Source organism: Enterococcus caccae ATCC BAA-1240, from assembly GCF_000407145.1.
GTDB classification, from domain to species: Bacteria; Bacillota; Bacilli; order Lactobacillales; family Enterococcaceae; genus Enterococcus_L; species Enterococcus_L caccae.
On sequence record NZ_KE136473.1, the window covers coordinates 851,940 to 864,908 of the forward strand.

Here is a 12,969-nt window from a genome sequence, read left to right on the forward strand (position 1 = left end):
TAATTGATTGCTCGTTAGTTTCATCATACTGCAATTTTTTTAATTTGCAAAATATATTTTTTGTTAAAGTTATAGTTGTTAAAAATGACAAAGCTTTTATTTTCTACTACACTAAGAAAGAAGGAGTGATGTTAGATGTCAGCCTATGCTGCTCCAATCAAAACAGCGTTGATTGTTTTTCCTTTTTTAGCTTTTGCGATTTCGTTTATTCTTGTTATTCGTGAATATCGGAAATACGGTACTTTTTTGTTTAGACGAGCACTAATTTTATATTCATTTGTTTTTTATTTACTCTGCGCTTATTTTTTGGTTATTTTACCATTGCCACCGCGAGCAGAAGTAGCGCAATATACTAGCCAAATTTTAGAATTGCGGCCATTTTATTTTGTTAGTCGCTTTTTACAAGATACGGTATTGACTATCCATGATCCAAGTACGTTTATGCCAGCTTTAAGGCAAGGTGTGGTGTTGGAGCCAGTATTCAATGTTTTGTTGCTCGTGCCATTTGGAGTGTATCTACGCTATTACTACAAATTTTCATTAAAAAAAGTGGTTCTCGCAAGTTTTCTACTGTCGTTTTTCTTTGAGGTAACACAGTTGAGCGGATTATATTTTATTTACCCTAGACCGTATCGGTTAGCGGATGTGAATGATTTGATTAATAATACGCTTGGTGGGATTGTTGGCTATACGATAACACCGATGTTGACATTTTTATTTCCGACTAGAGATGAACTGGATGAAGTTGCGTATAAAAAAGGTCAGTCGGTCAGCTTATTTAGGCGCTTCGTCGCTTTTTTGATCGATTGGTTTGTGATTTCGATCGTTCAAATTATGGGGATGCTTCTACTAAATTTGATTCCAGAATATAAGCAATGGTTTATAGGAACTACTGGATTGGAAGAACGCCTTTGGTTTTTTGCTATGGTATTTTTAGTATTTATGTTGCTGCCGAAACTTACGAATGGAGAAACGCTTGGGAAGAAAGTTGTCAGGATTCGAGTGGTGGAAGAAGGCCGTGAAAAAATTCGTTTTAGAGCGTTAGTTATTCGCTATGGTTACTTGTATATTGTTTATGGTCTAATTAGTTTATATATGACCAATTCGGCTGACTTGCTTAATTCCAATAATCGCATGTTGCAGTTAGTGAGTTTTATGTTATTCCTGTTTTGTTCGTTTCTATTCGTACTATTTTTCATTAATGTTCTGTATGTATTGGTCAGAAAGAACCGTCGTTTATTTTATGAAAAAGCTAGTCGTACTTATACGATCAGCACGATAAAAGAGAAGAAAAATATAGAAAATCAATAAGGAATCGCAGTTTTTATGGTATAATGCATGAGGACTTACACAACAAGTTTGAAAGAGGTGAGGTAAATGAGTTCATTTAAACAATTTCAGTTCAACGATTTTATCATGGAAGCATTGACAGATAAAGGTTTTGAACAACCAACAGAAGTACAAGAAAAATTGATCCCTGTGATTAAAAAAGGCAAAAGTGTGATTGGTCAATCTCAAACAGGAAGTGGAAAGACCCATACATTTTTATTACCATTGATGAATAAAGTAAATCCTCAATTGGATGAAGTACAAATTTTGATTACGGCACCTAGTCGTGAGTTAGCGAATCAAATTTATCAAGAAGCGATCCAAATCGCAAAATTTAGTCAGCCAGAAATTCGTGTGACGAACTTTGTCGGTGGGACAGATAAGCAGCGTCAAATCGCTAAATTGAAAAATCAGCAACCTCATGTGGTGATCGGGACACCAGGTCGTATTTTAGACTTGATGAATGAGCAAGCATTAAAAGCACATACAGCGTTTGCTTTTGTTGTGGATGAAGCTGATATGACATTAGACATGGGCTTTTTAGAAGAGGTCGATCAAATTGCTGGGCGTTTGCCAGATAAGCTACAAATGTTAGTGTTCTCCGCAACAATTCCAGAAAAATTAAAACCTTTCCTGAAAAAGTATATGGAAAATCCCATTATTGAACATATCAAACCTAAAAATATTATCTCAGAGACGATTGATAATTGGTTGATTTCAACAAAAGGAAAAGATAAAAATCGTTTGATTTATCAATTACTGACAATTGGTCATCCTTATCTAGTAATTGTATTTGCGAATACGAAACAACGAGTGGATGAAATCAGTGACTACTTAAAAGATCAAGGATTAAAAGTCGCAAAAATCCATGGAGATATTTCTCCTAGAGAACGTAAACGTGTGATGCGTCAAGTACAAGATCTTGAATTTCAATATGTTGTGGCAACGGATTTAGCGGCTCGTGGTATTGATATTGAGGGTGTTTCTCATGTTATCAATGCGGAAGTGCCAAGTGATTTAGATTTCTTTATTCACCGTGTAGGTAGAACGGGTAGAAATGGGTTAGATGGGACAGCTATTACACTGTATTCTCCAGCGGATGAAGGAGCGATTTCTGAAGTTGAAGAGTTGGGAATCCATTTCCAACCAAAAGAAATCAAAAATGGCGAATTAGTGGACACATATGATCGTAATCGTCGTACGAAACGGGAAAAATCAAAAGATGCTTTAGAAGACCCTACGTTAATTGGTTTGGTTAAAAAGAAAAAGAAAAAAATCAAACCAGGCTACAAAAAGAAAATCGAATGGGCGATTTCAGCAAGCAATAAACAAAAACGTAAAGTTGAACGTCGTCAACAAACACGAACAGCTAAAAAATCTAAGAAGAATAGTTACAAATAAAATCAAGGTTAGGACAGATTTGTGTAACTCTGAGAAATAAACCAGAGTTACTTCTGCTCTCACCCTTTAATCAGATTCCTTGTGGCTGGGATGCGACTCATAGAGTCATGTTCCAGCCACGATTTTTTTGATCATTTCAACGCATAAAATACCATCTTCCACGTATTCCTTAGAGTTTACAGCATAATTTAATGCTTCATAAAAAGATAGTGCAGTTTTTTCTGCTGAAAGAATGCTGAGTGTACAACCATCTTTTACGGCTGTCTGTTCTAATAATAAAAGCAACTGTTTTCCAATGCCTTGATTTCGGTATTCCTTTCTTACACAAAAGCGATCAGGTTGGATTGTATGCTCATTTTTTTTCTGGTAGCGAATTGTAGCAATAGCTAAAGACTGCTCGTAAACAACAAAGTACTTGCGATCTTTAGTATCCAAAAAATCAAATTCGTCCTGCAAGGAAATTCCTTGTTCTAAAACAAACACATCATAGCGCAAAGAAAATGCTGCTGCTTGATGCCAAGGTTCGCAGCCAAAGTGAGTATGCATAGTATCCCTCCAGATAATTTTGTTAATGAAAGATTCATTCAGTGGTATACTTAATCATATCAGATAGTCTAGATATCATCTAGCCAAATAGACTAGTACTGAACATGTCTGTTCTAGTTGTAAAATACGAGGAGGGTTTGACTTGGACCTATTTGAACAATGTGAATGGTCGAATTGGAAGAATTTGAATGATAGTGAAAAAACGTCTTTATTGCAACAATTATTGATGTATTTTGTTCCACCGACGATAGAAGTCAGTACGATAGAATTAGTGAACTTTGAATTGTATGGCATCAAATGTCGCACTTTTGAATTAGAATTTGATGGTGAATTGTTTATTTTTATTCCTGGAAATAGTGAGGCGATTCTTGGCTGGGATTTGGGAGCGGAAGGCTTACGTGCGCATGAATTGTTAGGTTTTGATGTAGAAAGTCTAGATAAAAACACCTTTAAAACAACACTAACAAATGAAATCATTGATTCTGTGGCGGCTTTTAACGAAGCAGAAATGACGTATGATTTGACCTCTTTGGAAGGAATTTCTGATTACATAAATCAACATACGACCTGTTTACGAAAAGTCGCAATACCAGCGATGTTTGTTCAAAAATATGCATTACCTGCGGGAACTAATTTCTTGGGTATCTTTGATACAGTTACAGGAACGTTTGAAGGTGAGATCGAACAGTTTGCGCCATATGAAAGGCAAATCTGTGAAAAGCTTTTTCCAACATTGACGGCCGCTGAAAGTCTTAGCTGGTCTTTTCCTGAAACACTTTTGGAAAAAAACAAGTTTTATCTAGAATTTTTACCTGAATCTGATTACTATTTTGTCTATAACCATTCAGACTACACCCATGATGAATTAACATTAGCGCTAAAAAGAGAGGGATTTGGGTTATTGTCAGAAGATCAATGGGAATTTGCTGTTGGTGCAGGGACACGCCGCTTATTTCGATGGGGGAATGAATTGTTGATCCAAGAGAATGAATCCGGACGTCATGTCCAAAGTAAGATGAATGGGGCGAATATGTTTGGTTTAGTGATTGATACGCAAAAAAATCGCTATGAACTTACAGATGATCCGAAAAAATCAAAATTGATTAAATGTACAGAAACTAAAAATAGTTTAATTGAAGAAATGCTACCATTGTCCACTTATTTTAGCTCAGATCATGCTATTTTACCTGGGCAAAAGGTAAGTCCTTTAGATTATATGTATCGAAAAGTCATTCGAATTGAAAGTTAAATAGAAAACATTGACATTTTTTTGAAGATTCCTTATACTTTATAAGGAATATAAAGGATATGATTCGTTTTTTTAGTGCTTACAGAAAATTCTTCATAGCTGAGAGAAGAATAGGACAAAAATGTAATTGCTCCCTTTAAGTTGCTTTTGGTAGAAATACCAACGCTACTCAGCGTTAACGAGATTAAGAGGTAATGAATAGTTCAAGCGACTTCATTGCAAACAAGGTGGTACCGCGAATTTTCGTCCTTGTGTTGCAGTGAATGCCGCTTTTTTTGTTGCACAAGCTCAACTATTTTAGTGAAGAAAGTAGGAATAAAACAATGAAACAATTATCAAGCAGTCAAGTTCGTCAAATGTATTTAGACTTTTTCAAATCAAAAGGACATTCTATTGAACCAAGTGCCTCTTTAGTACCAGTTAATGATCCAACGTTATTATGGATCAATTCTGGTGTTGCGACATTGAAAAAATATTTTGATGGATCTGTGGTTCCAGAAAATCCAAGAATTACGAATGCTCAGAAATCAATTCGCACCAATGATATCGAAAATGTTGGGAAAACAGCTCGTCATCATACTATGTTTGAAATGTTAGGAAATTTTTCAATCGGTGATTATTTTAAAACAGAAGCAATTCATTGGGCGTGGGAATTTTTAACGTCTCCTGAATGGATGGCTTTTGATCCTGAAAAATTATACGTGACCGTTTATCCAAAAGATACAGAAGCAAAACGAATCTGGCATGAAGAAGTTGGTTTAACAATGGATCATATCATCGATATCGAAGACAACTTCTGGGATATCGGTGCAGGTCCTTGTGGTCCAGATTCAGAAATTTTCTATGATCGTGGTGAGTCATTCAACGATGTTGCCGAAGATGATCCAGAAAATTATCCTGGTGGAGAAAATGAGCGTTATCTAGAAATTTGGAATTTAGTATTTTCTGAATTTAATCATCAAGCTGATGATAGTTATGAACCGTTACCACATAAAAATATTGATACAGGTATGGGCTTAGAGCGGATGGTTTCTATCGTTCAAAATGCTCCAACAAATTTTGAAACTGATTTGTTTTTACCGATCATTCATGCAGTAGAAAAATTAAGTGGACAAGTGACGTATGGACAAACTCCGCAAACAGATATTTCATTTAAAGTGATTGCAGACCATATCCGAGCATTATCATTTGCAATTGGTGATGGCGCGTTACCTTCAAATGAAGGACGCGGTTATGTGTTACGCCGTTTATTACGACGTGCTGTTATGCATGGAAAAAAATTAGGCATCAATGAAGCATTTTTATATAAATTAGTGCCGGTTGTAGGGGAAGTAATGGTTAGTTACTATCCAGAAGTCTTACAACAAAAAGAGTTTATTGAAAAAGTTGTTCGTACAGAGGAAGAACGTTTCCACGAAACAATCAATGAAGGGTTAGACATTTTAAATGAGCTGATTGCTAAAGTGAAAGCTGATCATAACGATACATTAAATGGAAAAGATATCTTCAAATTATATGATACGTATGGTTTTCCTGTTGAATTAACAGAAGAAGTTGCCGAAGATTCTGGCTTAAAAGTTGATCATGCAGGTTTTGAAAAAGAAATGGAAGCCCAAAGAGAACGTGCTCGTTCTGCTCGTAGTAAAGCAACCTCAATGGGTGTTCAATCAGCTGTTTTGACTGACATTAAAGTTGAAAGCAAATTTGTCGGTTATAGTAACTTAAAAGCTTCAAGCAAGCTTTTGATCATTTTAAAAGACGAAGAAATTCTTAGTGAACTTTCAGAAGGAACAGCGCAATTAATTTTTGCTGAAACACCTTTTTATGCTGAGATGGGTGGACAAATTGCGGATAATGGAATTATTAAAGACCAAAATGGCGCGGTTGTGGCGCGTGTGGAAAATGTTTTAAAAGCACCAAATGGGCAATTTTTACACACTGTTCAAGTCACTGGAAAATTAGTTGAAGGTGCGCTTTACGAACTGCATGTAGACGAAACAATGCGTAACCGTATTTTGAAAAATCATACAGCGACACACTTACTGCACCGTGCATTGAAAGATATTTTAGGGGATCACGCAAATCAAGCTGGTTCATTAGTAGCACCAGGTCACTTGCGTTTTGACTTTACTCATTTTGGCCAAGTTACGCCTGAAGAGTTAGTTCAAATGGAGACAATCGTTAATGAAAAAATTTGGGAAGCAATCCCGGTTGAGACTGTTGAGACAGATATCGATACAGCCAAGAATATGGGCGCAATGGCTTTATTTGGTGAAAAATATGGAAAAGAAGTCCGTGTTGTCAATATCGGCGGGTATTCAATTGAACTTTGTGGTGGAACTCATGTAACAAATACAGAAGATATCGGTATTTTCAAAATCGTTTCTGAATCAGGAATCGGTGCAGGTGTGCGCCGAATCGAAGCTGTTACAAGTAAAGAAGCGTATGAGTTAATGAATGAAGAAGAAAAACAATTAAAAACAATTGCGGGAATTGTTAAATCACCTCAATTGAAAGAAGTTGTGTCAAAAACTGAGCAATTGCAACAACAATTGCGTGATCTACAGAAAGAAAATGAACAGCTTGCAGGGAAACTAGCAAACCAACAAGCAGGAGATATTTTTAAAGAGATTAAAGAAGTCGCTGGCACGACTTATATTGCAGCGCAAGTAAACGTAAAAGATATGAATCAGTTACGTCAACTAGCAGATCAATGGAAACAAAAAGAACTTTCTGATGTGTTGGTACTAGCAACAGCCCAAGATGAAAAAGTCAGCTTGTTAGCAGCAATGTCTAAATCAGCTAACGAAAAAGGGTTAAAAGCAGGCGACTTGATTAAAGCAATCGCTCCTAAAGTTGGTGGCGGCGGCGGTGGCCGTCCAGATATGGCACAAGCTGGAGGGAAAAATCCAGCTGGTATTGATGAGGCATTAAGTGAAGTAGAAAAATGGTTAGCGAAATAAATGAGAAAAGGTAGGTTCTAAAATAGGTTGGGGCGGAAGTGTTTAATTTCGAAGGCGTTGCTTTTGCTCCCACTGTTTATTGGGATTCCTTGTGGCTAGGATATGACTCATAGAGTTATATCCTAGCCACTTTTTTAGTGTACTTATTTTCAATAAAGTGACACGCAAAGTAAGCTCACATAATTATCTAAGCACTTTGGCCACCATCTATTACAATGGATGCTCCGTTAATGAATGAGGCATATTGACTACAAAGAAAAAGAATAGGTTGAGCAATTTCATGACTTTTCCCTGCTCTTTTTAATGGAATCATACTGTCGATGATTTGATCCATCGGGCCATTTTCAGGCATCATTTCGGTATGGATCAGACCAGGTAAAACACTGTTGACACGAATGCCACGTCCACCAAATTCTTTAGCCATCGAACGGGTCAATTGTAAAATTGCTCCTTTTGATGCACAATAAGTAGCAATACCAGGTCCACCATTTAATGCGCCAACTGAGGAAATGTTGATAATATTTCCTGAGCCTTGCTCTAGCATATGTTTTAACACCAATTTCGACAAATAGACATAGCTTCTTACATTAACAGTGAAAACCTCTTCATATTCCTTTACCATGTCAATTTGTTCAAAGGCAAATGATTTATAAATGCCAGCGTTATTTACAAGAACATCAATTTTGCCATACAGTTTGATTACTTCCTTTACTAAATGATCCATACTAGTATCATCACTTACATCTGTTTGGATAAATAAAGCTTTCCCACCATTTTTCTTAATTCTATCAACTACGGCAATACCTTTATCTGTTCTACGGCCACATACAATTACATCGGCCCCTTCTTTTGCGAACGCAATTGCCGTTGCTTCACCAATACCAGATGTTGAACCAGTCACAATCACAACTTTATTTTGAAACGAAATATCCATCAATACTCCTCCTTATATATATGTCTTGATAGGATAAATATATCACTAAAAGAATAGAAGTACAAAATAGACGATTAAGAGAAAAAGTGATAGCTCTAAATAGTGAAAATCAATCCTTCTTCCTTCAAAAAGAATGAGTAGTGTTGTTTTTGGCACTCATTTTTATCAGAGGGATATTTCTTTCTTTTTTTTTAGTTTGTTGTTAGATTAAAAGTAACCTTACTCAGATAGTTTTAATGTTGAGTAATCAGAAAATCTTTTTTAAATGTGGCAAGCTCAACTTGATATCTAAGGAGAGGAGTAAAAAGATGTCGAATGAAAAGAATCAACTAACGTTGTTTGAAACAGGAGAAAACTTTTATAGTCAACATTATTTTGGTTCTCATCCCGTTACACGAGGAAATCAAAATGGGTTTATTTTTCGAGTTTGGGCGCCAAATGCGCAAAAAATTTGGTTAGTAGGAGAGTTTAACCAGTGGGATCGTTCACTCCCTATGGAAAAAACTGAGTTTGGTGTTTGGGAATTATTTTCAACATTGCCGCAAGAAGGCGAATTATATAAATATTTGGTGAAGCAAATAGATGGCAGAGAGGTTTATAAAATGGATCCTTTTGCTGTTTTTTTTGAAAAACGCCCCAATAATGCGTCGGTCATATACAGAATACCTCAAAAAAATTGGCAGGATAAAACTTGGAAAAAGCAGAAAAGTCAGCAAACTCATTTCAAACAACCATTGAATATTTTTGAGGTTCATGCAAGTTCTTGGCAATGTGAAGAAGATGGAACGCCTTATACAATGAAAAAGTTAAAAGATACCTTGATTCCTTACGTGAAAAAAATGGGTTTTTCGCATATTGAATTTATGCCTTTGATGGAGCATCCTTTTGGGGCTTCATGGGGCTATCAATTGATTGGCTATTTCGCATTATGCTCCTATTATGGAAAACCAGAAGAGTTTCAAGATTTTGTGGAAGAATGTCATTTAAATAATATTGGTGTCTTGATTGATTGGGTACCAGGTCATTTTTGTATCAACGATGATGCTCTTGCTTATTATGATGGCACACCTCAATTTGAATATAGAGATCCGATTCAGGCTAAAAATGTTCGGTGGGGTTCACTTAATTTTGATTTAAGCAAGCCGCAAATTCAAAGTTTTTTAATTTCTAGCGCGTTGTATTGGATCGATACGTTTCATATTGATGGTATTCGTGTAGATGCTGTTTCCAATATGCTTTATCTTGATTATGATGAAGGCCCTGTAGCTTCTACTTTAGAAAATGAGAATCGAAACTGGGCCGGTTTTTATTTTTTACAAAAATTAAATGCGGTTATCAAGCGTATTTACCCGAATGTGCTGATGATTGCTGAAGAAAGTTCTTCAGAAACTCCAATTACTGGAGCGATTGAAAACGGAGCTTTAGGTTTTGATTATAAATGGGATCTGGGCTGGATGAATGATACTTTGCGGTTTTACGAGATGGATGCTGCATTTCGGAAATATAATTTTCGTCTCATTACATTTTCTTTTATGTATATGTGGAATGAACGATACATTTTACCGTTGTCTCATGATGAGGTCGTTCACGGTAAAAGAAGTTTGATGCATAAAATGTGGGGGGATCGATATAAACAATTTGCTCAGTTGCGTAATTTATATGTTTATATGATGACCCATCCAGGGAAGAAGATGTTGTTTATGGGGAGTGAATGGGGACAGTTTTTAGAGTGGAACTCTGATAAAAGTTTAGAATGGATCGATCTTGAGGATGAACTGAACGCTCGGATGCACTATTTTACACAGACTCTTAATCAGTTTTACAAAAATGAAAAAGCGTTGTGGGAATTGGATCACTCATCAAAATCAATTGAAATGATTGACGCGGATAACCATGAAGAGACTATTTTAAGTTTTATTCGTAAAGGAGAAAATCCCAAAGACTTTTTGATTATTGTTTTGAATTTTTCACCAATTGAAAGACAGAATTTTACAATAGGAGTCCCTTTTCCTGGAACTTATGAAGAGATACTAAATAGTGAGATGCAGGAATTTGGTGGAACGTGGGTCAAACCGAATCAAGTCAGTACAACTAAAATAGAACCATTTAAACAATTTGCTTACCAAATCAAAACAATAGTCCCTTCACTGGGCGCAATTATTTTGAAGCCTAAGGAGATCATTATCTAAATGAAAAAGGAGTAACTGGCACGAAGTAAAAAATACGGTTTTTAAAAGGAGGTAGGGTGGATGTTCACCCGTTGTATATGAGAACAGAAATGCTTGCAATGATTTTAGCTGGAGGACAAGGAACCCGTCTTGGCAAATTGACGAAAAGTATTGCCAAACCTGCTGTACCATTTGGGGGACGTTATCGGATTATTGATTTTACGCTAAGCAATTGTATCAACTCAGGGATTAAAAATGTTGGAGTGGTCACACAATATCAGCCATTGGCTCTAAATAATCATATTGGAAATGGTTCAAGTTGGGGATTAGATGGTATTGATTCAGGTGTGACGATTTTACAACCTTACTCTAGCTCTGATGGAGAAAAATGGTTTGAAGGAACTGCTCATGCGATTTACCAAAATATTGCCTATATCGATCAGATGGATCCGCAGTATGTATTAGTTTTATCTGGTGATCATATTTACAAAATGAATTACGAAGAAATGCTTGAAGAGCACATTGCCAATAACGCTTCTTTAACTGTAGCCGTCATTGAGGTACCACTTAAAGACGCATCACGCTTTGGTATTATGAATACTGATGAGAATGATCGAATTACCGAATTTGACGAAAAACCTGCAGAGCCTAAAAGTAATCTAGCTTCGATGGGGATTTATATTTTTAATTGGGGTCGCTTACGAAATGTTTTATTGAATAGCTATTCAAAAGATGGTCAAATGCTTGATTTTGGCAAGCATGTTATTCCGAATTATCTAGAAGCTGGGGAAAATGTATATGCTTATCATTTTGATGGCTATTGGAAAGATGTAGGGACGATTGATTCTTTATGGGAAGCCAGCATGGAATTTATTGGATTGGAAAACGAACTGAATATACGAGATAAAAGCTGGCGCATGTTTTCTAAGAATACGATCTCACCACCACATTTTATTACTGAAACTGCTTCTATCAGCAATTCATTGATCGTAGATGGGTGCTATGTTGCCGGAACTGTCAAAGACAGTATTCTATCAACGGATGTTCAAGTAAAGGTTGGTTCAAGGATCGAAAGTAGTGTGATCATGCCTGGGGCTACAATTGGTAAAAATGTCACAATCAAAAATGCAATCATCGGTGAGGAAGCAATCATTGGCGACAATGCTGTGATTTATACTGAAAATGAAATCGAAGTGATCGGCTATTCTGAAGTGATAGGGGTGCAAAGTGATGAAGACTAAAAAAATGTGTGCTATTTTGGGGAATGTCACAACATTTCCAAGATTATTACCATTGACTGAAAATCGACCATTAGACACGCTGCCTTTTGATTGTAAATATCGCTTGCTAGACTTTCCACTTTCAAGTATTGCGAATGCGAATATCAACTCAATTTTTATGGTATTTAACGAAGGTGAGACACGATCTGTTTTTGATCATATTGGAGGTGGTAAAGAATGGAATTTAGATTCCTTACAAAATCGCTATTTTGTTTATTTCTACCAAGACATTCTAAAACAAAAGGCACAAGGCCAACCTTATTACGATTCAGTAATTGATTATCTAGAAAAGTCTGAATCAGAATATACCGTTTTTATGGGAAGTAATATGTTATGTAATGTTGATTTGCGAGCGGTATTGAAAAGTCATCGAAAACAAAATAATCAAATGACAATTGTTTATAAACGAATAAAACGTGAAGAAATTTCTTTAAACGAAGGGCTTCTTCGCGTAGATGGCGAGGGTAATGCAGTATGTATTCAGCAATTTAATCCAGAAAACCATACGGAGGAACAGCAGAATCTGTGTATGGATATTTACATCATTCAAACGAAATGGCTGATCCGACAACTTGAACATGGTCAAAAAAGCAATGTTTCACCAAGTATTCACCAGTTTTTACAAAGTAAAATAGCTGAAGAACCAACCACTGCGTATGAGTATACCGGTTATTTAAGTAGTATTCATGATGTTGTTTCTTATTACCAAGCTAATATGGATATGCTGGAACCAAATAAATTTAATTCGCTCCTATATTCAAAACAAAAGGTGTATACAAAACTAAAAAATGAGGTACCAACGTACTATTCCAATGATTCAGTAGTAAAAAATAGTCAATGTGCGACAGGTTGCATCATTGAAGGAGAGCTTGAAAATAGTTTGATTTCAAGAAGAACAGTCATTAAAAATGGAGCAAAAGTAAAACATTCAATTGTGATGTCGAATGCAAAAATAGCTGAAAATGCTGTCATTGAATATGCAATATTAGATAAAAATGTAACGATTGAAGCGGGAATCAAAGTCATTGGCACCAGTGAAGTTCCAATTGTGATCAAAAAAAATCAAGTCGTTTCAGCCAATGTTATAGGAGGAGAATAA

The 12,969-nt window shown here is 36.0% G+C and carries 9 protein-coding genes; 7 read left to right on the plus strand and 2 right to left on the minus strand.

The features are described from left to right. The first annotated feature begins 135 nt into the window (after positions 1-135). Positions 136-1,311 (plus strand): VanZ family protein, encoded by a 1,176-nt coding sequence (locus tag I580_RS09605; protein ID WP_010771776.1) that lies wholly within the window; start codon positions 136-138, stop codon positions 1,309-1,311. Positions 1,312-1,377: 66 nt separating this feature from the next. Next, complete coding sequence (locus tag I580_RS09610) at positions 1,378-2,730, plus strand: DEAD/DEAH box helicase (protein ID WP_010771777.1); 1,353 nt, start codon at positions 1,378-1,380, stop codon at positions 2,728-2,730. A gap of 105 nt (positions 2,731-2,835) precedes the next feature. On the opposite strand, the gene I580_RS09615 is transcribed toward I580_RS09610, so the two are convergent. Then, complete coding sequence (locus I580_RS09615) at positions 2,836-3,276, minus strand: GNAT family N-acetyltransferase (RefSeq protein ID WP_010771778.1); 441 nt, start codon at positions 3,274-3,276, stop codon at positions 2,836-2,838. Between the two features lie 142 nt (positions 3,277-3,418). Between I580_RS09615 and I580_RS09620 the strand changes: the two genes are divergently transcribed. Both I580_RS09620 and alaS read left to right on the plus strand, forming a co-directional pair. Continuing rightward, positions 3,419-4,525: a DUF7278 family profilin-like fold-containing protein gene (locus tag I580_RS09620; protein ID WP_010771779.1), complete on the plus strand. Its 1,107-nt coding sequence runs from the start codon at positions 3,419-3,421 to the stop codon at positions 4,523-4,525. A 323-nt stretch (positions 4,526-4,848) separates the two neighbouring features. Beyond that, a complete protein-coding gene (gene alaS, locus I580_RS09625) occupies positions 4,849-7,488 on the plus strand; it encodes an alanine--tRNA ligase (protein ID WP_010771780.1) in 2,640 nt (879 codons plus the stop codon). A 187-nt stretch (positions 7,489-7,675) separates the two neighbouring features. On the opposite strand, the gene I580_RS09630 is transcribed toward alaS, so the two are convergent. After that, positions 7,676-8,422 carry an SDR family NAD(P)-dependent oxidoreductase gene (locus I580_RS09630; protein WP_010771781.1) on the minus strand — a complete coding sequence of 249 codons (747 nt, stop codon included), beginning with the start codon at positions 8,420-8,422 and terminating at the stop codon, positions 7,676-7,678. 308 nt (positions 8,423-8,730) lie between these two features. On the opposite strand from I580_RS09630, the gene glgB reads away from it, so the two are divergent. The 3 genes from glgB to glgD all read left to right on the plus strand — a co-directional run bounded on the left by glgB (position 8,731) and on the right by glgD (position 12,969). Continuing rightward, positions 8,731-10,611 (plus strand): 1,4-alpha-glucan branching protein GlgB, encoded by a 1,881-nt coding sequence (gene glgB, locus I580_RS09635; RefSeq protein ID WP_010771782.1) that lies wholly within the window; start codon positions 8,731-8,733, stop codon positions 10,609-10,611. Positions 10,612-10,688: 77 nt separating this feature from the next. Continuing rightward, on the plus strand, positions 10,689-11,831 hold the full coding sequence (locus tag I580_RS09640; RefSeq protein ID WP_034860277.1) for a glucose-1-phosphate adenylyltransferase: 1,143 nt from the start codon (positions 10,689-10,691) through the stop codon (positions 11,829-11,831). Continuing rightward, positions 11,821-12,969 (plus strand): glucose-1-phosphate adenylyltransferase subunit GlgD, encoded by a 1,149-nt coding sequence (gene glgD, locus I580_RS09645; protein ID WP_010771784.1) that lies wholly within the window; start codon positions 11,821-11,823, stop codon positions 12,967-12,969. The genes I580_RS09640 and glgD overlap by 11 nt, the downstream gene beginning before the upstream one ends.

What these genes read in the sequence shown, in the direction of transcription:
- I580_RS09605 (WP_010771776.1), top strand. Translation starts at nt 136, where the DNA reads ATGTCAGCCTATGCTGCTCCAATCAAAACAGCGTTGATTGTTTTTCCT.
- I580_RS09610 (WP_010771777.1), top strand. Translation starts at nt 1,378, where the DNA reads ATGAGTTCATTTAAACAATTTCAGTTCAACGATTTTATCATGGAAGCA.
- I580_RS09615 (WP_010771778.1), bottom strand. Translation starts at nt 3,276, where the DNA reads ATGCATACTCACTTTGGCTGCGAACCTTGGCATCAAGCAGCAGCATTT.
- alaS (WP_010771780.1), top strand. Translation starts at nt 4,849, where the DNA reads ATGAAACAATTATCAAGCAGTCAAGTTCGTCAAATGTATTTAGACTTT.
- I580_RS09630 (WP_010771781.1), bottom strand. Translation starts at nt 8,422, where the DNA reads ATGGATATTTCGTTTCAAAATAAAGTTGTGATTGTGACTGGTTCAACA.
- glgB (WP_010771782.1), top strand. Translation starts at nt 8,731, where the DNA reads ATGTCGAATGAAAAGAATCAACTAACGTTGTTTGAAACAGGAGAAAAC.
- I580_RS09640 (WP_034860277.1), top strand. Translation starts at nt 10,689, where the DNA reads ATGAGAACAGAAATGCTTGCAATGATTTTAGCTGGAGGACAAGGAACC.
- glgD (WP_010771784.1), top strand. Translation starts at nt 11,821, where the DNA reads ATGAAGACTAAAAAAATGTGTGCTATTTTGGGGAATGTCACAACATTT.